This window comes from Limnothrix sp. PR1529 (assembly GCF_002742025.1).
Taxonomy (GTDB): Bacteria; Cyanobacteriota; Cyanobacteriia; order CACIAM-69d; family CACIAM-69d; genus CACIAM-69d.
This window is the reverse complement of record NZ_LIRO01000004.1, coordinates 1-25,763: the sequence shown is the minus strand read 5'-3', so window position 1 is coordinate 25,763 and position 25,763 is coordinate 1. Positions and strand designations below refer to the sequence as shown.

Genomic DNA, 25,763 nt, shown 5'->3' with positions numbered 1-25,763 from the left:
TTTCAATCAGATCCTGTTGCTCGTTATGGTTGCGCAATCGGGCCCTCAGTGACCACGATTCTTAACTTTAACTTTTGCATTGGCTGCTTCATGGGTTTTCACATGGGTTGACGAAATCGTTGAGGTACGGAAAATCCTTTAGATTTTGACGCTGAAATGGTCAAAACGCATGATCAATTCTTTACAGTTTGAAGCGTTCTTCCTAGAATTTCTCCCCTCATGACTGCGCGCCTGCTGGACGGAAAAGCCCTTGCCGAGAAAATTCAAGATCGCCTGAAGGTGGAAATTGCGGAACTCCAGCCCGATCGGGGCCGTGCGCCTGGCCTAGCCGTGTTGATGGTCGGGGACAATCCCGCCAGCGCCGCCTATGTCCGCAACAAAGAACGGGCCTGCGAACGTTTGGGCATGGTCTCCTTTGGTCAGCACCTGCCCGCCACGGCCACCCAAGCGGAACTAACCGCCATCATTCATCAGCTCAATGCCGATCCGAACGTGGATGGCATTTTGGTGCAACTGCCTTTGCCGGACGGGCTGGATGGCAACGCCCTGCTGTTGGAAATTGACCCCGACAAGGATGCCGATGGGTTGCACCCGGCCAATTTGGGGCGGTTGGTGCGGGGTGAGCCTTGTCTGCGCAGTTGCACCCCGGCCGGCGTGATGGAAATTTTGCGAGATGGGGGCATTGATCCGGCTGGCAAAAAGGCCGTGGTGGTGGGGCGCAGCATTTTGGTGGGCAAGCCGATCGCCCTGATGCTGCTGGAAGCCAATGCCACGGTGACGATCGCCCATTCGCGCACCCCGGACTTGGCGGCCGTTTGCCGAGAAGCCGATATTTTAGTGGCGGCGGTGGGACGGCCCCTGATGATTGGCCCGGACTACATCAAGCCGGGCGCGACGGTGATTGATGTGGGAATTAATCGAATTACCGATCAGACCGGCAAGAGCAAGCTGGTGGGGGATGTGGATTTCGATCGCCTGTTGGATGTGGCCGGCGCAATCACGCCGGTTCCGGGTGGCGTGGGGCCAATGACGGTGACCATGCTGTTGGCCAACACCGTGGAGAGCTATCGTCGCCGCCTGGCCTAGCTGTCCTGACTCATCATCCCGACTAAGTTATCCCGACTAATTGTCCCGATCGCACTCAGGGAATCTTCTGCATCTGAATGCTCTGGATCGGGGCTTTCTTCATCCAACCGGCTGGATTGAGATTTTCTTTGTCCAGCCGGCTGGATTGAACCAACTGAGGATCTTTGGGAATAGGTCAGAGATTCTCTCGATCGCTGCGGTGGATCCAGCCGGAATAGGTTGATGAGTATCAGTTCAATGAGCGTTAATCAACGGTTTGCAAAGGTTCACAAAATTACTGGAATGGCCTGGAAATTCGCTCGAAATCAGCCCTAAATTCACGCAAAATCTGACGAAATCTGATCAGAATCTGGTCTGTCCCCTCGGGGCGATCCCCTCAGGCGGTACAATGCCCCTCAAACCAACTTCTGACGGTGGTGGTTGTGGTTCAGCGGTTGTTTTGCTAGGCCAAAAGCGCACCGTAACCAGGCCGGATTCCGCCTGTGGCGGCGATCGGGTTCGGTAAGGAAGATTTCTTGCTGTTCTGTTGTGCTTGTCCCATGACCGCTAGCGCGCCTACTGCTCCCTCGACGGGCTTTGATCTCAAAGGCTATCTTCGCGAACGCCAAGCTTTGGTTGAGGCCGCCCTCGATCGATCGATCTCGGTGGTCTATCCCGAAACCGTTTATGAGTCGATGCGCTATTCCCTGATGGCGGGGGGCAAGCGGTTGCGACCGATTCTGTGTCTGGCGGCCTGTGAGCTGGTGGGTGGGGCGATCGAATCGGCCATGCCCACGGCCTGTGCCCTGGAGATGGTTCACACCATGTCGCTGATTCATGACGATTTGCCGTCCATGGATAACGACGATTTTCGGCGCGGCAAACCCACGAACCACAAGGTTTATGGGGAACCGGTGGCGATTTTGGCCGGGGATGGGCTGTTGGCCTATGCCTTTGAATTTGTGGCAACCCAAACCCAAGGCGTGCCGGCCGATCGAGTGGTGCGGGCGATCGCCCTGTTAGGAAAATCCGTTGGGGCCGCCGGCCTGGTGGGTGGTCAAGTGGTAGACCTGGCCAGCGAAGGCAACCCGAACATTTCCCTCGACACCCTGCACTTTATCCATCGCCACAAAACCGCAGCCCTGTTGGAAGCCTGTGTGACCACCGGGGCCACAATTGCCGGAGCCGATGAAGCCACCGTGGGCAAACTGGCGCAATATGCCCAGGACATTGGTTTAGCTTTCCAAATTGTGGATGACATCCTCGATGTGACTGCCACCACGGAGGAGCTGGGCAAAACCGCCGGTAAGGATTCCGCCGTGGAAAAAGCCACTTTCCCGAAACTCTATGGCTTGGATCGATCGCGCGAAATGGCCAAGGAATTGATCGATCGCGCCAAGGCCAGCTTGAACGAATTCGGCGCGGCCGCGGCCCCTTTGCAAGCCCTGGCCGACTACATCGTCAGCCGCAAAAACTAGCAACCACGAGGGCGATCGCCTCCGGTTTCCCGTCCTAACCCTGATAGACAAGGGGCTTAAGCCCCTTGCTCCGGCCACTGGACTCGCTCCTTTGGATCTGGCCCTCGCGATCGCTTACTCACCCACCGTCCCCAACTCGATCGCCCCCCGCTCGACCCATGGACGACTTTAGTCACATTCTCGATAACCGCATTCTCTTGGTTTCCTTGGGATCTTGCATCCTGGCCCAGGCGATCAAACTCGTGGTGGAACTTGCTCGCCAGCGTAAGTTTGACGTGCGCACCCTGGTGACCACGGGTGGAATGCCCAGCGCCCACTCCGCCCTCGTGGCCGCCCTGGCCACGGGCATCGGCCAAACCGTTGGCTGGAGCAGCATTGAATTTGCCATGGCTACCATCTTCGCGATCATCGTCATGTACGATGCCGCCGGGGTGCGCCGGGCCGCCGGTAAACAGGCCGCCGTCTTGAACCAAATCATTGATGAGTTTTTTGAAGGCGACCACCAACTCAGCGAAGAACGCCTGAAGGAACTGCTGGGCCACACACCGTTTCAGGTGATTGTGGGTTGTGGCCTCGGGATTGCCTGTTCCCTGCTGCTGGTTCCGAGTATCGCGATCGGGAGCTAAACGGGAGCTAATCGGGGCGATCGCTCCGGGAATCCCATTCGGGCGCGATCGCCAAAACCCGGTACAATGACTCGGTTAATCTCTTCACGGTGTTCTGGAAACATCGACAAGACAGGCATGATCGACCGCTACACGCTGCCTGAGATGGGCAATCTCTGGACGGACGCATATAAGCTGCAAACCTGGCTGCAAGTGGAAATTGCGGTTTGCGAAGCCCAAGCAGAACTGGGATATATCCCTGCCGAAGCCGTCGAAGAGATCAAAGCGAAAGCTAACTTTGACCCCCAGCGCGTTCTGGAAATTGAAGCGGAAGTGCATCATGACATGATCGCCTTCCTGACCAATGTGAATGAGTACGTGGGCGACGCGGGTCGCTACATTCACCTGGGCTTAACCAGTTCCGATGTGTTGGACACGGCATTGGCCCTGCAATTGGTGGCCAGCATCGATACGCTGCTCAAGCGGGTGGAATCGCTGATCCAAGCCCTGCGCTACCAAGCCCAGGAACACCGCAACACGATTTGCATTGGCCGCAGCCACGGCATCCACGCGGAGCCGATGACCTTTGGTTTCAAGCTGGCTGGCTGGCTGGCGGAAATGTTGCGCAACCGCGATCGGCTCGTGCAATTGCGCGATCGGGTGGCTGTGGGCAAAATTTCCGGCGCAGTGGGAACCTATGCCAACATCGATCCGCGCGTGGAATCCTTGGCCTGTAAGCTGCTGAACCTGGAACCGGACACGGCTTCCACTCAGGTGATTTCGCGAGATCGCCATGCGGAATATGTACAGACCTTCGCGCTGGTGGCCGCTTCTTTGGAGCGGTTCGCCGTGGAAATCCGCAACCTGCAACGTACCGACGTGCTGGAAGTGGAGGAATTTTTCGCCAAGGGTCAAAAAGGCTCCTCGGCCATGCCCCACAAGCGCAACCCGGTGCGATCGGAACGGATTACCGGGATGGCACGGGTGATTCGCGGCCACGCCGTGGCGGCCCTGGAAAACGTGGCCCTCTGGCATGAGCGGGACATTTCCCACAGTTCCGTGGAGCGGACAATTCTGCCCGACTCGTCAATTTTGCTGCATTTTATGGTGGTGGAAATGACCAACTTGGTGAAGAACCTGTTGGTTTATCCCGAAAACATGAAGCGCAACATGAACTGCTATGGCGGTGTGGTGTTCAGCCAAAAGGTGCTGCTGGCCTTGGTGAAAAAAGGCTTGACCCGTGAGGATGCCTACGCGGCCGTGCAAGGCTGTGCGCACCAAGCTTGGAACAATGAAAGTGGCGATTTCTATAAGCTCATTTGCCAAGATGCCACGGTGAAATCCCTCCTATCCCAAGAGGAAATTGATGAGTGCTTTGATCCGCAACAGCACTTGCGCAACTTGGATGTGATTTATCAACGTTTGGGCATCTAAATTCCCCGTTTGGAAACGTTGAATCCAATCGATCGAGACCGGAGCCGGTGGGCAATGGTCTCGATTTTGGTTTGGGCAATTTTGAGCTTGATCGCCCATGATGGAAGCGATCGCGTTGAGGTTGGGGGGCGCAATGGATCTGGAAAGCTGGTTAACCTACGGAGCCATGGGATTAGCAGCGGCGATCGCCCCGGTTTGGTGGTGGGTGGCCACCTCGGCGGGCAGTCAGGCGGCCGCGATTGTGGCGGCGGGTTTCGGCGGGGCGATCGCGCTGTTGGTGTTGCTGTGGTGGTGGCTGCGACAGCGGCGATCGGCTAGCTACGGGTCGTATCCTTTGAATTACCGTTCGAGTTCTTCTGGATCGAGTCGATCGGCCCTTCACAACCCGATCAATTCCCTGCCCATTAATCAGGATCAGGTGATTGATGCGGTGGGCGAGGCGGCTGAGATTGTGGTGAATGAGGCGATCGAAGAGTTAGCTGAAATCGCGAGCCAACAGATTCAGGATTGGATTGAGGAGCAGACCGCCGAACCGGAGCCGATCGCGGCGGAGTCGGGTAATTTTGCAGATATTTTTGAGGCAGCAGAATCAGCGGCTGATCATGGCGGGGCGATCGAGTCTGACAGCGCCAGCGACTATTCCAGCAGCGATTCCGGCAGTGATTCTAGTTGGAGTTCCAGCAACTATTCGAGCGATAGTTCGAGTGATTATTCCAGCAGCTCCAGTGACTATTCCAGCAGCGATTATTCCAGTAGTTCCAGCGACTATTCCAGCAGCGATTCCAGTAGCGATTCTGGCTGGAGTTCCAGCGATTAATGCTGGCCTAAATTGATCGACTTTCCCAAAGTTCGTGATGAAAAATTGCGAGAACCCATAACGATCCTCACCTACAAAAAATGATTTCCAGGTAGGGGCGCAACGCCTTGCGCCCTCCGAGAACGTTGATTCGTTGATGCCCCATCAAAAACCCCCGCGATCGAACTAGGCGATCGCGGGGGGTGATCCAACTAACAACAACTGAGAAACCGAATCTATTGCTTGGTCAATTGAGTCAGCACTTGGTTGGAGCGCGACACAAACGACTTCATGCCATCCGCATCAAAGCCCTTTTGCGCCATCAATGCCAAGTCATAGATGTGGTTGCAAAGCATCTTGCCCAGCTCGGCGGCCGGCGATTGGCTGCCATCGGCCAGGGCGATCGAACCGCCACTCAGGCTCAACAGATTTTCCACCAGCGGGTGCGACGAATTCACCAGCAGCACGTGGGTATCGGGGAAGCTAGCAGCCTTGCCCTCAAACATCGCCGTCATGTCTTGAATTCGGCGCATCGCTTCTGGCAACAACACCATGGCCGGCGGTGCAGATTCTTCCGCTTTTAGGGCTTCCACGCGCACCGTGACGCTTGGTTTGCCCAGAGCTTCTTCAAACAGCTTCTTGATCCGATCGCTGCGGGTTTCGTTGGTGTTGGGGTCAACAATTTCCGCCTCTTTCTTGGAGGAATCCAGCAGCGCTTCATCGATTTCCGAATCCACCCGCGAGAACTTCACCTCGGAATATTCTCGCTCCAAGAAACTGACGAAGTGCGTGTCAATGAACGAGTCCAGGAACAGCACTTCTAGACCCTGGCTCTTGTGCAATTCCACATAGGTGGCTTGGGAAGCCGGATCGGTGCAATAGAACACGCGGTTTTCGTGTTTTTCTTTGTTCCGCTCCAGATATTCCTTCAGGGTGGTGTAGTAGAACCCGTTGGCATCTTTGGCTTCTTGGGTTTCGGTGGGGTTCGACCAAGCATCGCCCTCTTCCGTTTGCACTTCCACCTGCACTGCATCACTACCGCTGCCCAGTTCAGCTGTGGTGCGATAGATCAAAATGTCTTCGACTTGCTTCTTGAACTTGTCATCATTCAAGGAGCCGAACTTAACAAATGTGCCCAGATCTTGCCAGCAACGAATGTATTCGGGCAGGTCGCTGCGGTAGAGATCCTTCAGTTGATCGCCGACTTTCTTGGCGATGTAGTTGGCAATTTGGCGAACGGTGCGATCGGCTTGCAAGTAGCTGCGCGACACGTTCAAGGGAATGTCGGTGCTGTCGATTACGCCGCGCAGGGGCAACAGGAATTTGGGGATAACTTCTTCGCAGTTATCGCTGACAAAGACCTGATTGCAGAATAGTTTGATGTCGCCCTTGGTGGGGTCAACGTCCGGTTTTAGTTTCGGGAAATAGAGAATCCCGTTGATCACAAAGGGATAGTCGGTGTTCAGATGAATCCACAGCAGCGGTTCATCTTGGAAGGGGTAGAGATAGCGATAAAACTCCAGGTAGTCTTCCTTGGTCAGGTTGCTGGGCGACTCTTTCCAGGGGGCTTTTTGACGGTTGATTTGCTCCCCGTTCAGCTCGATCGGGTAGGGCATGAAGTCGCAGAACTTCTTCACCAAACCACGAATCCGCGCCTCTTCCAAATACTCGGCTTCTTCTTCGAGCAGGGTGAGGGTAATCGTCGTGCCGCGCTCGGTGCGATCGCTCGTGTCGATTTCAAATTCCGTGGAACCGTCGCAAGTCCAATGCACGGCCTGCGCACCCTCTTGGTAGGAGAGGGTATCGATTTCCACGGTGCTGGAAACCATGAACGCCGAATAGAAACCCAAGCCAAAGTGGCCGATGATGTTCTGATCGGAATTCTTGAATTTCTCGACGAATTCTTCGGCGCTGGAGAAAGCGACTTGGTTAATGTATTTCTCGATTTCCTCGGCGGTCATGCCGATGCCGGTGTCGGTAATCGAGAGTTTTTTGTTGTCCTGATCCAGGGCGATCGTGATTTTCGGTTCGCCCACATCGGCGCTGGTTTCGCCCATCATGGCGATCGCCCGCAGCTTAGAAATCGCATCCACGGCGTTGGAAATCAACTCCCGCAGGAAGATTTCATGCTCCGAGTAGAGCCACTTTTTGATAATCGGAAAAATATTTTCGGTGTGAACCGTGATATTGCCTTTCTTTAGCACGCTGCTCATAGGAAACGGCTGGTTGGTGTAGGGAATTGGGACGGCCCTAGGCTAGCGCGATCGCCCTGTGATCTGAAATTTCGGATTTCCCTACCCGCTCGGTTTAGGGGCTGCTTTGGGCGATCGCCTCGCGGATCAATTGGGCCGTGGCCGGAGCCAGCAACACGCCGTTGCGATAGTGGCCGGTCGCCAGCCAACTGTTGGCATTCAGCGGCTCAATCACCGGAGCCGATCGCTCCACCGGGCGCGGCCGCAACCCCGACCAAGTTTCGACCATTTCCGCCTGGGCCAGGGCGGGAACCAGGTCGATCGCCCCTTGCCACACCGTCCCCCACTCGGCCCCATCGGCGATCGGCGGCTCGGCCCCGGCGGGAAACTCCACCGTCGCCCCCACCCAATAGTCCCCGCCACCGAGGGGCACAATATGAATGTCATTGCCCGTCAGCACCGGCTCCGGGCGATCGCTCAGAGGGCGCGGCAATCGCAACCGCTGGGCTTGACCCAACACCGGCTGCAGCTTCAGGGGCTTGGCCGCTTCCGGGGCGATCGCCCGGGCCAGGGCCGCCGACCCCAACCCGGCCGCCACCACCAGCCGATCGCAAACCAGCTCCCCCGCCGTGGTGGTCAGGCTAACGACCCGATCGCCCGCCGTTTGCACGTTCGTGATCTGGGCCGGGGCGATCGCGGCCCCTCGTTTCACCGCCGCCTCCCGCAAAGCCACCGTCAAGGCCAGCGGCTGCACCTGCCAATCCTGGGGCGAGAAGATCCCAAAGGCGACCCCATCCATGGCAGCTAAATTCACCGCCGGGAAGCGATCGAGCACCGCTGAAGGTGACAGCAACTCCAGCTCAAATCCCTGAGATTTTCGTAGCTCCGCCAAGGCTGACCAACCGGGGCGATCGGCTTCCGTAAACACCAGCTTCAAAATGCCATTTGGATTATGGGGAATGGGGCGATCGAGCAGGGTTTCTAGCTCTCGAATCAGGTGTGGATAACGTTGAATGCTGTCGCGGCGCAGGTTCCAAGCGCACCCCTTCGTTTTCTTGCTGATCGCGCCCATTAATACGCCTAGGGCGGCCCCCGTCGAGGTGGGGCGATCGGGAGGCAACGGCGACGCGATTGCCTGGGGATCAATCAGCGTGATTTGCCAGTCGGGCTGCCCGCTCAGTTCGTAAGCAATCATTGCCCCGACAACGCCCCCACCTGCGATCGCAATCCTCATCCGCGACATCCTCAACCACCCCAAAAACTGGTTATCATCATAATGTCGATTAAGTTTTCCTTGGAAAGAGACTCGTGAGCATCGCTAAAAACTGATTCTCAAAATCGTATTGTATTAACACCAACTACTTTTCAGAAATCACTTCTTGGCAAAATTGATCGCCATCTACATTTTAAAGAATAAAGATTCATAAAGGGCTAAGGATATTTATCATAACACCGTGCGAGTCGCTCTCGAAAAAGATGGTTGGGTGATTACAGATGATCCACTAGTTTTGCAAATTGGTAAACGATCAACTTACATTGACCTAGGTGCTGAAAAGCTGCTAACTGCTGACAAGGCAGGAAAACAAATCGCAGTTGAAATCAAGAGCTTTTTAAGTCGATCACCAGTGAAAGATCTAGAAGCCGCCTTAGGTCAATATGTTTTATATCAAGGAATTATGAAATTTAAGTCTATTCAATGATCACTATATTTAGCAGTTCGCGATGATACAGCCCTTGCCTATAACAAATGGCACGATATAGTTATCAGTGTAGTGGAGTTATCGCCAGGAAAACTCATGAGTCTTTATTCGCTGGACTTGCGCCGAAAAATCGTAGAAGCTTACGAGAAGGGAGACACTTCGATTCGGAAAGTAGCAAAACAATTTTCGATTAGCCCCGAGACAGTCAGACGGCTTCTAAATCTATATCGCTCCACTGGAAGCTTAGCACCTAAAAAGTGTGGTACGAAGCGGGTGAGCGTCTTATCTCAGCATGAAGAAGCTATCTTGGAAATTGTAGAGACTAATCCTGATTTTACATTGCGAGAGTACTGCGAAGAAGTTCAAGAAAAATTGGGTGTCAGTTCTAACACAAGCATGATGCATCGATTTTTAAAGCAACATGACATCAGCCTCAAAAAAACTTACAGGAGCGAGAAAATAATCACAGCGGAAGTGCAAGCAGAGCGTGTAGACTACTGGCAGCGAATTTTGAAGGTGGAAGCTGAAAGACTTGTCTTCATTGACGAAAGCGGTTTTTGGGTTGGGATGAATCGCCCGGTTGCGAGAGCTAAAAAAGGAATGAAAGCTTATGAAACCCAGAAGCCCTATTGCGACAAAAAGATGACAGTCATTAGTGCAATTAGGCGATCAGGAGTTGTAACAATCAAAGGTTTGAAAGGCTCAATGAAAAAGGAAGACTTTCTGGAGTTTGTCAAAGTAAACTTGGCACCGCAGCTCAAAGTAGGTGATGTGGTTATCATGGACAAATTAGAGCTGATTTACAAATCAATTATTAAGCATCTAGAGCAGCCAATCTTCTCACCATCAAATGCATTAAGCAGCCATAGATCATCCCTTCACTCGTCTCCGAATACAACTCATAGTCCTTGCTCAATCGCCGAAATCGGTTCAGCCAGCCAAACGTCCGCTCGACAATAGACCTCTTGCACGAATCAGCTCGTTGCCCTCATCCCCCAACCCCTTCTCCCAAGGTGGGTGAAGGGGAGCCAGAACTGCTGGGTTACGGCGATCTCGTGGCGGGTGATCAAGTCCCTCTCCAAAGTCGGGAGAGGGATTTAGGGTGAGGGTCTTGATTAATGCAAGAGGTCTAATCCATCGCTTGGGCAACGTCTCAAACCCTTTACTGATTCGGCTGATCACCTCCACGCGCACACTCTCACCACACACATGCTTCACAGCATCCGCAAACTTTTTCCCGGAATACCCCTGATCAACCCAAATCACCTCTAGCCGAGATAGCTTCTCCTTCACTTCCTCTAACACCACAATCGCTCCCAATCGCTCAGAAGCATTCGCTTCAGTCACCAACACCCCCATTAGGAACCCTTGCGAGTCAACGATAATGTGGCGTTTACGTCCCTTAACCTTTTTGCCACCATCGAAGCCGTAGACCACCCCCTTTTTTCCGTGGTTTTCACCGACTGAGAATCACCGATACTGACACTAGATTGCTCTGAACGACCTAATTTGTTCCGCAGTTGCTCTCGAATCTGGTCATGCATTTGCTGCCAAATTCCTTTTCGTTGCCATTTCTGGAAGTAATGGTAGACCGTGCTGTAAGGGGGTAAATCGTGGGGCAGCATTTCCCACTGGCAGCCAGTGCGCTGGACGTAAAAGATGCCATTGAGGATTTCTCGGAAATCAACTTCTATCGGATGTCCAAAGCCTTTAGGAGCGGGCAGCAGCGGCCGGAGGAGCACCCACTCATCATCGCTCAAATCACTGGGATAGGCTTTGCGGGTAGGATTGGCAATGACTGGGAGACGACTCATGAGCTGGGTGATGCTTCGGGTAGGTCTAGCCTAAAACCGGATTTAGAGCTGCCAAGTCGGCTTTAGCTTCTCTTTATAAATTAGCTCTTAATGCATTTGATGGTGAGAAGATTGGCTGCTCTAGATGCTTAATAATTGATTTATAAATCAGCTCTTAGATCGCATAGGTTTGTTTGACTTGGCTGAGACGAACGGGGAAGGTTAATGCTGCCAATAAATCTTCCGATTCTAAATCATCATAATCGGCTAACACTTCAGCATGAGTCATTCCAGATGCGAGTAACTCTAGAAGAAACTCAACTGGATATCGCAGACCGCGAATACAGGGTTTTCCGTGGCATAGTTGCGGATCGATCGTGATCCGTTGCAGGAGTAAATCAGCGTTGGGAATAGACATGACGATCGCCCCCACGGGTATAAAACGACTATGACTATTGTTGCGACTTTGATGGGAGCGGGGCAAGTTGATCGCCCCCGGCGCTCCTACAGAAAATTTAGGGGATCAACGTCGATCGTGAGGCTGACACCCGGCAAGCAAGCCGATCGCACCTCTAGCAAATTGGCCGGGCGATCGCCCTCAGGGGGAATGCGGATCAGTACTTGCCAGCGGAACCGATTGGCAATTCGCCCCACTTGCGCCCGCTCCGGCCCCAACAGATCGAAAGTGCGATCGCCCCGGGCCGTTTCCAGCAGCGCTGCCACCTGCTCGGCACTGCGCCCCACCGCCGCCTCGTCGGGGCCACTCAGTCGCAACAGGATTAGTTGCCCCACGGGTGGATAGTTGAGCGCCGATCGCATCTCCCGTTCCTGCTCCAAAAAGTTGGGATAGTCGTAATTGGCCACCGCCCCGATCGCCGGGTGTTCTGGGCTGTAGGTTTGCAAAATCACCCGCCCCGGTTCCTCGCCGCGACCGGCCCGGCCCGCCACCTGCAACAGGGTTTGCACCGCCCGCTCGCCGGCCCGCACATCGGACAGATTCAGCAACCCATCGGCGGCGATCGCCCCCACCAGCGTCACCTGCGGCAAGTCGATTCCCTTGGTCAGCATCTGCGTGCCCACCAACAAATCCGCCTCGCCTCGGGCAAAGCGATCGAGCAAAATCCGGTGGGCATCCTTGGTGCGGGTCGTGTCGCTGTCGTAGCGCAAAATTCGCAGGTCGGGCCATTGCCGCTCCAGTTCCCGCACCACCCGCTGCGTGCCGCTGCCGAAATGTTTCAGGTAGGGCGACCCACAGGCGGGACAGGCGGGCGGGTGCAGTTGCCCAAAGCCGCAAAAGTGGCAGCGCAACAGGGGTTGAGCCGTTTCCCGTTGGTGGTGAAACGACAGGGACACATCGCAGTGGGGGCACATCATCACATGGCCGCAACTGCGACAGGACACGAAGGTGCTGTGGCCCCGCCGCTGCACAAAGAGGATCGCTTGGCGACCGGCGGTGATCGCCTCGGTGATTGCCCCTTGGAGTGATCGGCTAAAGATCGATCGATTGCCGTCCCGCAACTCCTGGCGCATATCCACCACCTCGACTGGCGGCAGGGGGCGACCATGCACCCGATCGGGCAGGGACACATAGATCGGTTGGCTCGTCCAGGTTTCCAGGGAGGGCGTGGCTGACCCCAACACCAACGGGCAACCGACCAGGCGTGATCGCCACTGGGCCACCTGTCGCGCGTGGTAGCAGGGAGCTGGGGAATCTTGTTTGAAGCTGGGATCATGCTCCTCATCCAGCAAAATCACGCCTAGATTCGGCAGGGGCGCAAAAATTGCCGATCGCGTGCCAATCACCACCTGGGGCGTGCCGTCTAGCATCTGTCGCCAGGTGTCGTAGCGCTCCCCGTCCGACAGGCCGCTGTGGTAAACGCAAACCTGGGAGCCGAACCGGGCCCGAAAGCGATCGGTTAGTTGCGGCGTGAGGCCAATTTCCGGCACGAGCACCAACGCCGACTGGCCCCGCGCCAACACCGGGGCGATCGCCTGGAGATAAACCTCCGTTTTGCCGGAACCCGTCACCCCATGCAGCAGGGCGGTTTGACCCGGTTCCAGACCTTGGATCGTTTCCAGGGCGGCGGCTTGGGCCGGGGTCAGGGTTTTGGGGCGATCGCGCTGGCCCGCATCATGGCGATCGCCGCGCAAAATTTCCCGCGCCTCCAGCAACAACCAGCCCTTTTCTTCGAGCGATCGCAACGTGCCACTGCTGGTGCGCCCCAGGGTAATCAACTCCTGAGCCAGCAATTCCCCGCCGCGCCGCTGCAAAATGCCGACGATTTCCCGTTGGCGCGGGGTCAGCGGTTCCCCTTCGCCAATCAGGATCGCCATTTGTTGGCGCTTAGGTTTGGGGGCGTTGGGCGATTCCAAATAACTGACGAGCCAGCCGCGCCGCACCAAGTCCCGCAAGCCCCGATCGCCCCCGGGAAATTTCTGTTGCAAAAAACGCCAACTGTAGTCGCGCCCCGACTGCGATCGCAGCCATTGCCACAACCGCAGGGCGATCGGACTCAGCAGGGTTTCCGCCACGCCCGCCGCCGCAGCAGCCGGTAATGGGTCTGCCAGTCGCACCCGCCGCGATGCCCGCCCCAACACTCCCGGCGGCAGGGCCACCCGAGCCACCTGAATCAGCGACGCGCAATAGTAATCGGCCACCTGCGCCAACAGTTGCCAATAGTCCGGGGCAAACAGGCCGCTGGCCACGACTCCTTCGACTTCCCGCAGCCGATCGGGGTCGATCGCCTCGGGCAACTGTTCCCAACAACGCAGGGCAATCGCCCCCACCAATCGCCCCCCAAAGGGCACGGTCAGCACATCCCCCGGCCCGATCGCCTGGTCTGCCCCGATCGCGTAGGTGTAGGCCTCGGTCACGCCGGGACAGTCCACCAACACTTCCACATAGCCCGCGGCCGCCGACAACTCGGGCAAGGCCGGCGCGATCGGCGTTTCTCGTAATTCGGTTTCGAGCATCTGCCTCACCGCTCGATCGAACCCCTACCCTACTCGATCGGCGCGATCGACAAAAGTTATGCAGTCCTGTAGCGTTGTCCCTGCCGATCACATGACTCGCAGGAACACTGTCTCTATTTTGAACTTGCAATTACCTTGGCATTGATTAAGGTCAAGACACGATCTAGCTCTAGAATTCCAGCTAACTCAACTATTTCATCGGGAGTTAACTGTGCTGCTCGTTGTTTCTCATTGAGCCTGCTTAGATGCTCTTGCAGACACTCAGCGAACTCAAACAGAAACAAGCCTCGAACTCTCTTGATCTGGATACCAGCATCAATAAAATTTGAGGGCTGTCTCATCAATTGAATACTCATGAAAGTACTTTTTAGAGCGGATTAACGATAGGCTTTACCGAATCAGCCGTCAACAATCAAAATTCCTGCCCCACGAGGTAAATCTCGCGTACAGAATTCTTTGGATACCTTGCATGAGTCCGCATGAATCTGATCAATCTTCTTGCGAAGAGCCGCAATCAGAATCTTGCTCTCTTCTACAAAAACCAGAACGTCCGAGTACTTATAAAAATAGGTGTTAATTACTCGATATCTTCTTCGGCTTTTGTATAAATTTTGATGAAATTGCTGAATCTGTGATCGGATGAAGACGTTGATAAATTTATCTAGGTCATGATCTAGTGCTCCCAACGCATGAATTTTGGCAAGAGCTTCAGTAAAGGGCCCATCTACCCTTTCTGCTCGAATCTGGTTGACAGCATTCCGCCAGCAAATATCCCAAAGGGAGCCAGAATATAGCAACTCCTCGATTTCATTGAGAAGTCCATGAGCTTGATTAATATTCATTGGCGGGAACTCTTGGTGATAGGAAAGGGTGCGTGAAGGATTGAAGCAAGTCTTTAAATACCTAGGTAGTCTGACACTTGCTTGTCAAAACTCTCGAAAAACTGGGCATCTTGCTGATAAACCTGATTGATTAGGGCATTGCGTTTGACAGATTCATGATGGTCAAGAATCTGGAAGACTTGATTTACCAGTTGAAAAGCTCCGATTGCCATTAGCGGTACAGAAATGATGTGAAAAATGGGAGCTAACGCTGGAAAAAAGGCGGGAATCGTTGCAAACGTTGCTACACTACCAGCTCCCATCACAAGGCCTTGGAGTGTGTCGAAGAAAACGGCTGCGATCGCCTGATCAATTTCCACTTCACCGCGCTCAACCGCCAGGAAGTGCTCTAGACCTGAAATGAGAAGGGCAGCAACAGCGCCGGTAATTGCACCCACAGCAGCAGCGTGGCTAATTTCAGCGATCGCCGCTTTAAATTGATAACTCCTAACAGCTTGATTAGGATTGCTTGCTCCTTTACTCACTTCCGCCGCAGAAACATTGGATTCCCTGACATGGGGATTCGTTGATTGGTGAGCTTGTCCCTTGGGTGTCCTAATTTCTTGTTTGCCGTATACCTGACTGTTGGCAGCGCGACCAGCAGTCTGGGAGTTGACTTTGAGCTGTTGCTCTTGAACGACTTTGCCCGAAGATCTGACGCGAACTCGAATATCAGGCGAATTTTTGCCAGTGACACTAGGAACTTCAACTCGGTAGCGACTGCCTAGGTGAAGTTGCTGATCCAGAGCATCGAGATACTCAAAGGCAAATCCTTCTCGGGAGCGCGTTGGAGATTTTGCCAGTCGAGCCATTTTCACTCGGAATCGAGCACCAATTTCTCGGATGTTCTGCGATGCAAGCCGAGCACCTGCACTGGCTTGAAAGCCGAGGCCGGCTGAAAGTAAAGACTCCGCAGACTTTCTAGTGAATTTCATGAAGGGATTGACGCAGTGGAGGGAGCGTACTTAATGACTGATTGTAGACGATTTGCATCTGGGATTTCTAGAAGAAGAAAATATATAACCTCACATGAAGTGCCAGGTAACTGACAAGTTCCCAGAAATCCTTATGTTGCAGTAGGTTTGGTTGATTTTCGCAAAACTCAGCGAGTGTACTACAACTGGCTTATTTTGCTTATGCCAAACTTAAACAATCCAGAAGGTAATCAATTCCAATGGCTTACAGTGACTTTACCCTTGACCGGATTGTTAGTGACTTTGGCATTGATGTTATCGAAAGTCGGGACTACTTTGCTGATCGCCCCACTGTCACGCCTCCCGACTGGCTGGCACAATTTTTGCAAATCAACACCCCGATCGCAGTCGCTATCAACACCGAAAAAGCCCGCTCCGAAATGATCATTGCGCCGATTCTGTTAGCGCTAAAGCATTGGTTTAATGATCAGATCAGTTTGTTTTCGGGCAATGAATTCAATGTAGATTCAGAATTGGGTCTCACAGGTCGGGTTGATTTTCTAATTAGTCAATCCTCAGAGCAACTGTGGATTAAAGCGCCCGTGCTGACCATTGTGGAAGCCAAAAACGAAAACCTGAATGCAGGCTTGGGGCAATGCATTGCCGAGTTGATTGCCGCCGATCGCTTCAATCGGCAACGCGGGAACGAGCGATCGCCCCTCTATGGTTTGGTTACAACTGGTTCCTTGTGGAAGTTTCTGGAATTTCGGGGTGATCAAGTGACGATCGACTTGCGGGAATATGCGATCGAACCGCTCGATCGGCTCTTTGGCATCCTGGTCAGTTGTGTAGAAGCAAAATCGCAGAACTCGAATTAACCAATTAGCGAGGTCATTAACGGTTGACCGATTCAGTTCCAAACTGAGTTTTCGGGTCAAATTCCTGAAAAAACTGGTAATCGATCAACGCTGCTACCAACTGATCGAGTCGTTGGGGATTAACGGCCCGATCGAGCTTCAAGGGCAGCGCTGGCTGAGCGGCTCGATCGAATCGCTATCGGACTCATGATCAAAAGCAATCGATTTCCCGCCCGATCGACCGCCTGTGGTTGAAACGAGCGTAGTAAGATTGCCTAGGGTCATCGACCAGCCCGTAATGGTTTGGGGTCGATCGCTCTAGTCCAGCATTCCGCGCGATCGCGCAAACGCTTATGGTAGCCCTGCAAGATAGTGTCTTCTCGCTTTTCGCAGACGGTAAGCGCCTGGTGCGCGATCTCGAAACCCACGGCGCTTTAGCCTTCTATGCGCCCTTGGAAGGGGGCTACGAAGGTCGCTATATTCGCCGCATCCGAGCCAATGGTTACACCGCCGTGAAGTTGACGGCGCGCGGCTTAGGCGACCCGAATACTTACCTGACCGGGGTGCATGGGGTTCGTCCCGCCCACTTGGGCAAGAGAGACATTCAGACGTACTTTATTCCGCCCATCATTGAAACGCAGCTTACGGGCCTGTCGCCCCGTTCCAAGGGCTTGCTGATTTGGATCCTGGAAGGGTTTGTGCTCTCGCGCCAGGAAATTGAGTTTCTTTGCGCTCTGCCGAAGCTAGATCCCCGCGTGAAGGTGGTGGTGGAAATGGGGGGCGATCGGGCCCTGCGTTGGATGCCCCTGAAAAACACGCCTGTGTAGCACTCGGGTGGGTTAGGCGATCGCCTCTGGCTCGCTTTGCTCGATGCTTAACCAGAATTGAGACGCATCCAGAAGGCGTTCAAAAGCCATCCAAAATAACCAAAAACCAGCGGCCGCTTCTGGCTGCTGGTTTTGTGTTGTCTAAGCGACGGGGATCTAGGGCGCTAGGGTGCTAGTTCAGGCTGTAGGCAGATTGCAGCGCCCAAACAATCAGGGCTACGATGCCGCCCAGGATGAAGGTGGCAGAGAGGGCGATCGCCACGGGGCTATCGGCTCCCTTGAATTTCATAATGCCGCGATCGAGGTCTGACATGATCTTGTGGGGGTTGCGAAAGAGTTGCGAAAGATTGAAGTAGCTCGCCCGGGGAGATCGGCCGGTGACAAAATCGAGGGGTTGCGGGCCCCGGCGAGGGGACGGGCGCTCGATCGCTCGGTCGATCGCTGCTGAATGGGGGCTAGGAGCCAAACGAAATCGTAAAAATTTCCGGTACTGATTTTAGCGAGTCCGGACAGAAAACGGCCGCCTAATTCAGCAGCAGGGTGGGACTATTCTGCTTTGATGACATGCTTGCAGTCCTCGATCGTCCCCGGTTTGAGGTGAATGGGGTGGGCGATGGATGCTCGGAGGATGCGAGGAAACCGGGGGATTGGGGGTGATCCATGAATTGGGGATCGTGGTTATCGGCTGAGGAGTTGAGAATGGTTGTGGCGCAGTGGCTCCTGTGGGGATGCTTCGGGGCGATCGCCCTATTCGCAATTGGGGAAGGGGTTTTGCGGTGGGGGTTTGGGTTTGGCCACCCACCGCTTTATGTGGCTGATCCCCACACGGGGTATCGCCTGAAGCCCGATCGGCAAATTCGGCGCTTTGGCAACCGGATTACGGTGAATGCTTATTCCATGCGTAGCCCGGCCCTGCGGGAGGGAACCACGCGGGTGTTGCTGTTGGGGGATTCCATCGCCAACGGGGGCTGGTGGACGGATGATCAGGCCACGATGGGGGCTTTGCTGGAGCGGGGCTTGATGCAACGGTTGCCGGCCCAAGTGCGCGATCGCCCGATCGAGGTTTTAAATGCTTCAGCCAATTCCTGGGGCCCGCGCAATGAGCTGGGCTATCTCCAGCGCTTTGGCACGTTTTCGGCACAAGTGGTGGTGTTGCTGCTGAATACCGATGATTTGTTTGCGATGGCTCCGTCCTCATTGCCGGTGGGCTTGGATCCCAACTATCCCGATCGGGAACCTCCCTTGGCTTGGCTGGAACTGTGGCAGCGGGTGCGGCCGCCCCAAATGCCCCCTCAATTGCAAAATCGCCCCCCAGAACCGGGCGATCGGGTGGGGCTGAACCTAGCCGCGATCGCCCAAATTCGTGACTTGGCCCAAGGGAACCAGGCGGATTTTCTGGTGGCAATTACGCCTCTGGTGCGGGAGGTGGCGGGCCAAGGGCGTGATTATGAGGCCAAGGCCCGTGATCGGCTGGTGGCGTTTGCCCGCCAGGAGGGCATTGAACTGCTGGATTTTCTACCGGATTGGCGGCTGGCTAATCGATCGGGCCTCTTCCGTGACTCCATTCACCTCTCGGAGTTGGGCAATGGATTGGTGAGCCAGGCGATCGTGGATCGGGTGGCCAGTTTGCTCACCCTCTCCCGATCGCGCTAGGCCGCGGGTTGGTTGTCCTGATCCTTAGCTGCGGAGGGTCGCCCCAAACTTCTCAGTAATGGCATCGCGCACCTTTTGGTGCAACGGTTCCACATCCTCATCGGTCAAGGTGCGATCGGGACTGCGATAGAGCAAGCGGAAGGCCAAACTGCGTTGCCCCTCCGGCACTCGATCGCCCCGATATTCATCAAACAGCTCCACCTGTTCCAGCAAAGGCCGACCAGCCTTGGCCATGGTGCGCTCCAGCTCGGCTACGGTCACCTTAGTTGGCGCAAAGAAAGCCAAATCGCGGCTACTGGCGGGCAGGGTGGCATAGGGCGCGAACTTCGGTTGCGGCGGTGCATCGTCGATCGCCACCTTGTAGATCGTTTCCAGATCTAGCTCAAACACGTAAATCTCAGCGGGCAGATCCCGCGCTTGGCACAACTCCGGGTGCAGTTGCCCAAAGGTTCCTAGGCGGTTGCCCCGCAGCCACAGAGAAGCGGTACGCCCTGGATGGAGCCGAGCATCGGCGCGATCGGCCTGGTATTCCACCGACAGATTTAGGCGATCGAACACCGCCTCTAAAATGCCCTTCGCCTCATACCAAGTCAGGGGTGATTCCTTGCCACCCGCCGTCCAACGGCCACGCCGCGCATCGCCCCCCAGGATGCCGCCGAGCTTGTCTGCCTCAAACAGTCCATCCTCCTCAGACCAGAACACACGGCCAATTTCAAAGCCGTTCAGCCCGCCGTTGCCCTGTTCCAGGTTGTATTGATAGGCATCCACGAGGCCAGAAATTAGCTCCGTGCGCAGGGCCGAATATTCCGCATAAAGGGGATTGGCCAAGGTCACTTGGCGGCCGCCCGCTGGCTTGCATAGGGAATAGTGCATCAGTTCCGTCAGGCCTTCCGCCCGGAACAGTTCCCGAATCTGACGCAGCAGGGCAATGTCTGGCGGCAAGCAGCCAAATTCGCTCTTGGGCGGCAGGGTGCTCGAAAAGCGGTTGTAGCCAAACAGGCGAGCCACTTCTTCAATTAGGTCAATTTCCCGCTCCAGGTCTCGATAGCGATAGGGCGGCACGATCACTTCCCACTCGCGGCCGCCACCTTCGGGGGTTCCGGCGGTGGTCACGCGCAGTTGGCAACCCAAGCTGCTCAGGATTTGTTCCACGGCCTCGGCGGGCACAAAGTCGCGCAGGTCGCTCGCTTCATCAACCTTTTCACCCTCGGGCGGTTGCAGGGGCCCCAGGATTTGGTGCAAGCGATCGAGCCGGAGATTCAGGGTGCGGCTGAAGGTTTCCAGGGGCGGACGAGCATCGGCCTGGTCGCGGGCCACCACTTGCCCACCCGCCAATTGCAGAATCAGATCGATCGCCCGTTGCAGGGCCAAACCGAATTCCACCTGATTGGTGCCCCGTTCATAGCGGGTGGAAGCCTCCGTGCGGATCCCGATCGAGCGAGCCGATCGCCGCACCGCCGCCGGTTCAAACAGGGCCGCTTCCAACAGCAAATTGGTCGTGCTGCTATCAACCTCCGTTTCCTCACCACCCATCACGCCGGCCAGGGCAATCGGGCGATCGTTCCCCGTAATCAACAGCGCCTGGGGCGAGAGCGATCGCTCCTGACCATCCAAAGTTTTCAGCGTTTCGCCCGCCCGGCCATAACGCACCCCGATCGCCAGCTCCGAACCACCGCAGATCCCTTGCAGTCGATCGCGATCAAAGGCATGGAGCGGCTGACCCCACTCCAACATCACCCAGTTGGTCACATCCACCACATTGCTAATCGGCCGCACGCCCGCCGACTGCAAGCGGCGCTGCAACCAATCCGGCGACGGGCCGATCGTCACGCCCTCAATCACCGTCCCCACATAGGTCAGACAAGCCTTGGATTCGCTAACCCGCACCGTCACCCCCGATCCCAGGCGATCGGGCAAAGTCGCCGTCGTTGGCGGCAGTGTCACCGCACCCCCCACCAGCGCCGCCACTTCCCGGGCAATTCCCACCATGCTCAACGCATCGGCCCGGTTTGCCGTTGAAGTCACGTCCAAAATCACATCGTCCAGCCCCAACAGCGGCCGCACATCCATCCCCGCCGCCAGAGACTCGCCCTCCGCAAACACGTGGATCCCTTCCGACTCCTTCGCCAGGCCCAGTTCACTCAGGGAACAAATCATGCCCGCCGAAGGAACCCCCCGCAGCTTCGTGGGTTTCAGCTTCAAATCCACCGCTGGCAGATAGGTGCCCACCGTTGCGACGGCCACCGTTTGCCCCGTCGCCACATTCTTCGCGCCGCAAACAATTGTTAAGGGTTCCGCCTGACCCACATCCACCGTACAAACACTCAGGCGATCGGCGTTGGGATGTTGCTGGCGATCGAGCACTTTGCCCACCACCACCCCATCAGCCAACGCCCGCAAATCCTCGATGGATTCCACCTCAAACCCTGATAAGGTCAGAGTTTCGGCTAACTGCTCCGCCGTCGCGTTGAAGGGGACCAGTTCACGCAGCCAGTTCAAAGAGATACGCATGAATTCAGTCTATCGATCGAGAATTGAATACTTCAGGTGGCGTGGTACTAGCCGAAGAACGGTAGTGGTTCTGTTCCATCCCAGCCCCAGACGCATAACCAACCCACTGCTGCTAAACCTTGGTCTCTAAACCTTGGTCTCTAGACCTGGGCTAACCCAACCCGACGGGACACCATCCACTGGCCATCTCCCGTTGGGTATCCCCCCTTAGGCATCATCGAGCGTGCTTGAGCGACCCACCCGGAGCCACAAAAGTCACCCACAAAGCTACAAAGTGTTCGGAAAGGTCAGCCAATTGGCGCAGCAGCACAGTAGGCTAGGAACGTCAGAGGCGCATCACTGCTCCCGGATGAGCATACTGCTGGGGGAACATCCCGGAAACTAGGCGTGATTGCTGCTAAATCTAAGCAACTCGAACAATCGAACACACCATTCCCTGAGGGGTGATCACCCTTCGGAAATTGATATTCCGGGAACCAACCAACCCCATCACCCAAGACGGAGGGCAGTTTGCCAAGGGACTATCTTAGCGCTCTTGGTTGGGCCAAGGGCTGATTTTCCGGGTGTCTGTGGGATCCCGCTCGATCAAAATCAGCATCACAACCCCTGCTTCGCTGGCCATAAGTCATCACCACCCGGTGAACGGGGGCGGAATTTAGGTCAGCGAAGTGGACTGAATCCTTGGCGAATCACGCCTTTGTCAATGGCATGGTGAATGGCAAGGTTGTGTGAAATTTGGATGAAGCTAACCCGTCATCCCAGATCTCAATCCCAAATCTATCTGTGTCATTGATAACTCGTATGCTCCGAAAGAATACGTAAACAGCCCTAGCCACTGAATCCCAAAAACGCTGCCAATTAACGCTTTATCCGAGTCTGTGAATAGTTGGTGCTGATCCGCAAGAGCAATCCTTAAGCAATCAAAGTCACCACTACCCAACTCCTTCAAACCCGTGCAACGATGAGCGCCTTTGGTATCGTAGAGATGAAAGATGCTGCTCGGGCTTGCAACGCATCGACCCCGCAACCGGATCGACTCTGCAATCCTTGGTGATGCCGGATGAGCTATTGCCTAAACCCTGCCTGTCCCCACCCCGAAAATCCCGACGAGGCCGAACGTTGTCAAACTTGCGGCTCATCGTTGCTACTGGGCGATCGCTATCGCATCCTCCGTGCCCTTGGCCAGGGGGGGTTTGGCGCGACGTTTTTGGCAGAAGATATCTCCCTGCCCGGTAGCCCCAAGTGCGTCATTAAGCAATTACGACCCGCCACCACCGCGCCCCATGTATTTGAAATGGCGCGTAATCTTTTCCAGCGGGAAGCCAAAACCCTGGGCAAAATTGGCAATCATCCCCAAATTCCCCAACTCTTGAACTTCTTTGAACGGGATAAGGAGTTTTATCTTGTTCAGGAATTTGTGGATGGCATGACCCTGAAGGGTGAAGTGAAAAAGAACGGCCCCTACAGTGAAGCGGCTGTTCGGCAATTTCTCAGCGAAGCCCTGCCCATTCTGCAATACGTCCATTCCAATAAGGTCATTCACCGAGATATCAAGCCGGATAACCTCATTCGACGGGAACAGGATAAGCGGCTAGTCCTCATTGACTTTGGCGCGGTGAAAGATCAGGTGCAAACGGGCCCCGTCTCTGACCAAACGGCCTTGACGGCGGTGTCGGTGGGAACCCCTGGCTATGCTCCACCGGAACAGCTCTCCCTGCGCCCTGTTTATGCCAGTGATATCTATGCCTTGGGTGCAACCTGCATTTATTTGCTAACGGGGCGATCGCCCAAGGATTTGGACTATCACCCCACCACCGGTGAAATGATGTGGCAGAAATACGTCCACATCAGCGCTCACTTGGCCAATGTGCTGAAGAAAATGCTGGAAATTGCCGTCAAAAACCGGTACCAGCGTTCCGAAGACATTCTGCGGGCCCTCGACCTGGAGCCTTACATGGATGACTTGGCGCAAAGTATGGCGCTACCGGTCAGCACCGAGCCAACCCGTCCTTCTATGGGAGGGAATTTTGGTGGGCCGCCTGTTGCCAACAACACTTCCCGTTTAGCCCAGTCCATCCGTGCCCGTCGATCGCGCCCTGAATTAACTGGTGGTCTCAGCACGGGTAGCTCCTTATCGGGGGCAGCCGGCAACAGCGGTCGGGTGAGCGGCGGCAACAAACCCAAAGCCGGTGGCCCCATGCCATGGCTCAAGGGCAATGAAGTTCAAACCTATTACGCCAAAGGCCGCCGAGATTTTGCCGCCCACAACATCAGTCGTGGGGAACTGCCAAACGTCAACCTATCCGGCTGTATTTTTCGAGAGTCAAAGCTCGATAAGACAAACTTGCAGGGATCGAATTTAACGGAAGCAAACTTCGCCAAAGCCAGCTTGCTAGAGGCTAACTTACGCGGGGCCCAGCTCATTCGCGCCTATTTCCACACGGCGAATTTAGCCAAGGCCGACTTCCGCAAAGCCGACCTCAGCTACGCCAATTTTACGAATGCCAACCTTTCCGGGGCTAACTTCTGTGGCGCGAACCTGACCGGGGCCAAAATTGACGAAGAGCAGTTGGCGGTTGCTAAAACCAACTGGATGACCATCATGCCCAGTGGTAAGCGCGGCTTTATGTAGAGTGCGCTGGATCGGGTTTTTGGGATCAGATTTTTGGAATCGGGGCTGATCGATCGCGCCTCCCGCTTTGCCCAGTCACTCATTTGCTCCCTCGAAGCAGCCCCTGATCTCAGTGGTCATGGCAGCGTGGTGATCTCGGCAGCCTACTGGGTATCAGTGTTTTGGATACGCATACTGATATCCAGCCAACGAGATTGGGTCATCGGCGCACTGGTGGAAACGTAATCTACGCCGGTTTGCGCGATCGATCGCACCGTAGCCAGCGAAACATTGCCCGAAGCCTCAATTTTGATATGAGGAGCCTTGGCGCGAATCATGGCCACCGCCTCCCGCATCATCGCCAGCGGCATGTTGTCCAACATGATGATGTCTACCCCTGCTGCGATCGCCTCTGCCACTTGCGCCAGGGATTCCGTTTCCACCTCGATCGTCAAGGGATAGGGACAGAGCGATCGAACATGTTCCACCGCCACCGCCACCCCACCAGCCGCCGCCAAGTGGTTATCCTTCAACATCACCGCATCATCCAGCCCCATACGGTGATTGACCGCACCCCCAACCTGAGCTGCATATTTCTCCAAAATCCTGAGTCCTGGAATCGTCTTCCTCGTATCCGCTAGCTGTGTGGGAAGTCCAGTCAGTTGCTCCACATACTGACTAGCCAGCGTTGCCACCCCGCTCAAGCGCATCACCAAATTCAACGCCACCCGCTCGCCACTGAGAAGCGCCTCCAATGGCCCTGACACCTGGGCCAGCAGTTGTCCAGGTACACAGGCAACACCTTCCTCTACTTCAGCACTCCACACCACCCGATCGTCCAGCAATTGGAAAACACGCCCCGCGATCGGTAGCCCAGCAATCACGCCCTCAGCCTTCGCAATCCAAGTCGCCCGTCCCCATGGCTCCTTCGCCGCACCTCGAACCACCGCCAACGTTGCTCGATCGCCCCGCCCCAAATCCTCCAGCAACCACCCTCGCAGTAGCCCATCGATCTGTAGCCAACCCGGCAACATGCTCTTAGCCATATCCACACGCCCTTAAAAAACAACGCGCCCAAGCCTAACTCGACTTGAGCGCCCCACCGCAACCGGTCAATCAAAAATTTTTTCAGCGTTCAAAGCATTGCTGTAAGGGAGTTTAGGGAATTTGGGGAATGTGCGCGAGAAATTTTTTCTGAAAAAGTGTTGACAAGTTCGAGAAAGGTTGTTAATTTAATAAAGCGCTGAGGGGGAAGCGAAAGCGAAGCGAACCGGAAACGGCGGCTGAAGCGAAGCGACCGAAGCGCGGTGAACCTAGACAAAAGAATAAGTTTGAGAGCCATTAAAGCACAAAAGCCTCGTCAAAGCAACTTAAAAAGTCGCAAGACGAGTTCCGGTGAAAACTGGAGCTAAATGAAACTCTTCTTCTCTAGAAAATTTCAAGGCTAAGGTCAAGGAATTTTCAAAAACAGAG

Annotated in this window: 21 protein-coding genes and 3 pseudogenes; 11 read left to right on the top strand and 13 right to left on the bottom strand. The window is 55.2% G+C overall.

Annotated elements, in window-relative coordinates; genetic code table 11:
• The first annotated feature begins 219 nt into the window (after positions 1-219).
• The 3 genes from folD (at position 220) to AMR42_RS00400 (ending at position 3,169) form a co-directional block, all read left to right on the top strand.
• The gene (folD, locus tag AMR42_RS00410; protein ID WP_099531501.1) at positions 220-1,086 is read left to right on the top strand and encodes a bifunctional methylenetetrahydrofolate dehydrogenase/methenyltetrahydrofolate cyclohydrolase FolD; all 867 of its coding nucleotides are present in this window, start codon (positions 220-222) and stop codon (positions 1,084-1,086) included.
• 539 nt (positions 1,087-1,625) lie between these two features.
• Positions 1,626-2,543, top strand: coding sequence for a geranylgeranyl diphosphate synthase CrtE (gene crtE, locus AMR42_RS00405; RefSeq protein WP_099531518.1), 918 nt, complete (start codon positions 1,626-1,628; stop codon positions 2,541-2,543).
• A 158-nt stretch (positions 2,544-2,701) separates the two neighbouring features.
• Complete coding sequence (locus tag AMR42_RS00400; protein WP_099531500.1) at positions 2,702-3,169, top strand: divergent PAP2 family protein; 468 nt, start codon at positions 2,702-2,704, stop codon at positions 3,167-3,169.
• Here AMR42_RS00400 and AMR42_RS21325 read toward each other — a convergent pair.
• Positions 3,166-3,288: a hypothetical protein gene (locus AMR42_RS21325; protein WP_255407476.1), complete on the bottom strand. Its 123-nt coding sequence runs from the start codon at positions 3,286-3,288 to the stop codon at positions 3,166-3,168. The genes AMR42_RS00400 and AMR42_RS21325 overlap by 4 nt on opposite strands.
• Between AMR42_RS21325 and purB the strand changes: the two genes are divergently transcribed.
• Together purB and AMR42_RS00390 are read left to right on the top strand one after the other, a co-directional pair.
• Positions 3,287-4,582, top strand: coding sequence for an adenylosuccinate lyase (purB, locus tag AMR42_RS00395; protein ID WP_099531499.1), 1,296 nt, complete (start codon positions 3,287-3,289; stop codon positions 4,580-4,582). The genes AMR42_RS21325 and purB overlap by 2 nt on opposite strands.
• A gap of 97 nt (positions 4,583-4,679) precedes the next feature.
• Complete coding sequence (locus tag AMR42_RS00390; protein WP_143472868.1) at positions 4,680-5,399, top strand: hypothetical protein; 720 nt, start codon at positions 4,680-4,682, stop codon at positions 5,397-5,399.
• Positions 5,400-5,614: 215 nt separating this feature from the next.
• On the opposite strand, the gene htpG is transcribed toward AMR42_RS00390, so the two are convergent.
• The gene (htpG, locus tag AMR42_RS00385) at positions 5,615-7,591 is read right to left on the bottom strand and encodes a molecular chaperone HtpG (protein WP_099531497.1); all 1,977 of its coding nucleotides are present in this window, start codon (positions 7,589-7,591) and stop codon (positions 5,615-5,617) included.
• A 94-nt stretch (positions 7,592-7,685) separates the two neighbouring features.
• Positions 7,686-8,813, bottom strand: a complete 1,128-nt coding sequence (locus AMR42_RS00380; RefSeq protein ID WP_199858035.1) for an FAD-binding oxidoreductase — start codon at positions 8,811-8,813, stop codon at positions 7,686-7,688.
• Between the two features lie 196 nt (positions 8,814-9,009).
• Between AMR42_RS00380 and AMR42_RS00375 the strand changes: the two genes are divergently transcribed.
• A complete protein-coding gene (locus AMR42_RS00375) occupies positions 9,010-9,270 on the top strand; it encodes an element excision factor XisH family protein (protein WP_099531496.1) in 261 nt (86 codons plus the stop codon).
• Positions 9,271-9,366: 96 nt separating this feature from the next.
• Positions 9,367-10,065 (top strand): annotated as a pseudogene (locus tag AMR42_RS20785) (IS630 family transposase); the annotation flags it as partial.
• A 19-nt stretch (positions 10,066-10,084) separates the two neighbouring features.
• On the opposite strand, the pseudogene AMR42_RS20975 reads toward AMR42_RS20785, so the two are convergent.
• From AMR42_RS20975 to AMR42_RS00335, 7 genes and pseudogenes are all read right to left on the bottom strand, one after another.
• A pseudogene (locus tag AMR42_RS20975) lies at positions 10,085-10,237 on the bottom strand (transposase); the annotation flags it as partial.
• 164 nt (positions 10,238-10,401) lie between these two features.
• A pseudogene (locus AMR42_RS00360) lies at positions 10,402-11,084 on the bottom strand (IS5 family transposase); the annotation flags it as partial.
• A 154-nt stretch (positions 11,085-11,238) separates the two neighbouring features.
• Entirely contained in the window at positions 11,239-11,481 is a 243-nt protein-coding gene (locus AMR42_RS00355; RefSeq protein ID WP_099531492.1) for a DUF433 domain-containing protein, read from the bottom strand.
• An 86-nt stretch (positions 11,482-11,567) separates the two neighbouring features.
• Entirely contained in the window at positions 11,568-14,036 is a 2,469-nt protein-coding gene (priA, locus tag AMR42_RS00350; RefSeq protein WP_099531491.1) for a primosomal protein N', read from the bottom strand.
• Positions 14,037-14,149: 113 nt separating this feature from the next.
• A complete protein-coding gene (locus AMR42_RS00345; protein ID WP_099531490.1) occupies positions 14,150-14,392 on the bottom strand; it encodes a hypothetical protein in 243 nt (80 codons plus the stop codon).
• Between the two features lie 42 nt (positions 14,393-14,434).
• On the bottom strand, positions 14,435-14,878 hold the full coding sequence (locus tag AMR42_RS00340) for a hypothetical protein (RefSeq protein WP_099531489.1): 444 nt from the start codon (positions 14,876-14,878) through the stop codon (positions 14,435-14,437).
• Positions 14,879-14,931: 53 nt separating this feature from the next.
• Complete coding sequence (locus AMR42_RS00335) at positions 14,932-15,729, bottom strand: hypothetical protein (protein ID WP_143472867.1); 798 nt, start codon at positions 15,727-15,729, stop codon at positions 14,932-14,934.
• Positions 15,730-16,091: 362 nt separating this feature from the next.
• Between AMR42_RS00335 and AMR42_RS00330 the strand changes: the two genes are divergently transcribed.
• Both AMR42_RS00330 and AMR42_RS00325 read left to right on the top strand, forming a co-directional pair.
• Positions 16,092-16,709 (top strand): hypothetical protein, encoded by a 618-nt coding sequence (locus AMR42_RS00330; protein ID WP_099531487.1) that lies wholly within the window; start codon positions 16,092-16,094, stop codon positions 16,707-16,709.
• Between the two features lie 332 nt (positions 16,710-17,041).
• Positions 17,042-17,515 (top strand): NAD(P)H-quinone oxidoreductase subunit N, encoded by a 474-nt coding sequence (locus AMR42_RS00325; protein ID WP_099531486.1) that lies wholly within the window; start codon positions 17,042-17,044, stop codon positions 17,513-17,515.
• 172 nt (positions 17,516-17,687) lie between these two features.
• On the opposite strand, the gene AMR42_RS00320 is transcribed toward AMR42_RS00325, so the two are convergent.
• Positions 17,688-17,981: a hypothetical protein gene (locus AMR42_RS00320; protein WP_099531485.1), complete on the bottom strand. Its 294-nt coding sequence runs from the start codon at positions 17,979-17,981 to the stop codon at positions 17,688-17,690.
• A 233-nt stretch (positions 17,982-18,214) separates the two neighbouring features.
• Here AMR42_RS00320 and AMR42_RS00315 point away from each other — a divergent pair, with 233 nt between their 5' ends.
• Complete coding sequence (locus AMR42_RS00315; RefSeq protein ID WP_099531484.1) at positions 18,215-19,168, top strand: SGNH/GDSL hydrolase family protein; 954 nt, start codon at positions 18,215-18,217, stop codon at positions 19,166-19,168.
• A 24-nt stretch (positions 19,169-19,192) separates the two neighbouring features.
• Here the strand turns inward: AMR42_RS00315 and pheT are convergent, their stop codons facing one another.
• A complete protein-coding gene (pheT, locus tag AMR42_RS00310; RefSeq protein ID WP_099531483.1) occupies positions 19,193-21,679 on the bottom strand; it encodes a phenylalanine--tRNA ligase subunit beta in 2,487 nt (828 codons plus the stop codon).
• A 1,060-nt stretch (positions 21,680-22,739) separates the two neighbouring features.
• Here pheT and AMR42_RS00300 point away from each other — a divergent pair.
• Positions 22,740-24,311 carry a serine/threonine-protein kinase gene (locus tag AMR42_RS00300; protein ID WP_099531481.1) on the top strand — a complete coding sequence of 524 codons (1,572 nt, stop codon included), beginning with the start codon at positions 22,740-22,742 and terminating at the stop codon, positions 24,309-24,311.
• A 143-nt stretch (positions 24,312-24,454) separates the two neighbouring features.
• On the opposite strand, the gene nadC is transcribed toward AMR42_RS00300, so the two are convergent.
• Positions 24,455-25,336, bottom strand: coding sequence for a carboxylating nicotinate-nucleotide diphosphorylase (gene nadC, locus AMR42_RS00295; RefSeq protein ID WP_099531516.1), 882 nt, complete (start codon positions 25,334-25,336; stop codon positions 24,455-24,457).
• Positions 25,337-25,763 lie beyond the last annotated feature (427 nt).

Bases quoted from the DNA above. Each gene is read 5' to 3' on its own strand.
- folD (WP_099531501.1), top strand. From the start codon at position 220: ATGACTGCGCGCCTGCTGGACGGAAAAGCCCTTGCCGAGAAAATTCAA.
- crtE (WP_099531518.1), top strand. From the start codon at position 1,626: ATGACCGCTAGCGCGCCTACTGCTCCCTCGACGGGCTTTGATCTCAAA.
- AMR42_RS00400 (WP_099531500.1), top strand. From the start codon at position 2,702: ATGGACGACTTTAGTCACATTCTCGATAACCGCATTCTCTTGGTTTCC.
- purB (WP_099531499.1), top strand. From the start codon at position 3,287: ATGATCGACCGCTACACGCTGCCTGAGATGGGCAATCTCTGGACGGAC.
- AMR42_RS21325 (WP_255407476.1), bottom strand. From the start codon at position 3,288: ATGCCTGTCTTGTCGATGTTTCCAGAACACCGTGAAGAGATTAACCGA.
- AMR42_RS00390 (WP_143472868.1), top strand. From the start codon at position 4,680: ATGATGGAAGCGATCGCGTTGAGGTTGGGGGGCGCAATGGATCTGGAA.
- htpG (WP_099531497.1), bottom strand. From the start codon at position 7,591: ATGAGCAGCGTGCTAAAGAAAGGCAATATCACGGTTCACACCGAAAAT.
- AMR42_RS00380 (WP_199858035.1), bottom strand. From the start codon at position 8,813: ATGTCGCGGATGAGGATTGCGATCGCAGGTGGGGGCGTTGTCGGGGCA.
- AMR42_RS00355 (WP_099531492.1), bottom strand. From the start codon at position 11,481: ATGTCTATTCCCAACGCTGATTTACTCCTGCAACGGATCACGATCGAT.
- priA (WP_099531491.1), bottom strand. From the start codon at position 14,036: ATGCTCGAAACCGAATTACGAGAAACGCCGATCGCGCCGGCCTTGCCC.
- AMR42_RS00345 (WP_099531490.1), bottom strand. From the start codon at position 14,392: ATGAGTATTCAATTGATGAGACAGCCCTCAAATTTTATTGATGCTGGT.
- AMR42_RS00340 (WP_099531489.1), bottom strand. From the start codon at position 14,878: ATGAATATTAATCAAGCTCATGGACTTCTCAATGAAATCGAGGAGTTG.
- AMR42_RS00335 (WP_143472867.1), bottom strand. From the start codon at position 15,729: ATGGCTCGACTGGCAAAATCTCCAACGCGCTCCCGAGAAGGATTTGCC.
- AMR42_RS00330 (WP_099531487.1), top strand. From the start codon at position 16,092: ATGGCTTACAGTGACTTTACCCTTGACCGGATTGTTAGTGACTTTGGC.
- AMR42_RS00325 (WP_099531486.1), top strand. From the start codon at position 17,042: ATGGTAGCCCTGCAAGATAGTGTCTTCTCGCTTTTCGCAGACGGTAAG.
- AMR42_RS00315 (WP_099531484.1), top strand. From the start codon at position 18,215: ATGGTTGTGGCGCAGTGGCTCCTGTGGGGATGCTTCGGGGCGATCGCC.
- pheT (WP_099531483.1), bottom strand. From the start codon at position 21,679: ATGCGTATCTCTTTGAACTGGCTGCGTGAACTGGTCCCCTTCAACGCG.
- AMR42_RS00300 (WP_099531481.1), top strand. From the start codon at position 22,740: ATGAGCTATTGCCTAAACCCTGCCTGTCCCCACCCCGAAAATCCCGAC.
- nadC (WP_099531516.1), bottom strand. From the start codon at position 25,336: ATGGCTAAGAGCATGTTGCCGGGTTGGCTACAGATCGATGGGCTACTG.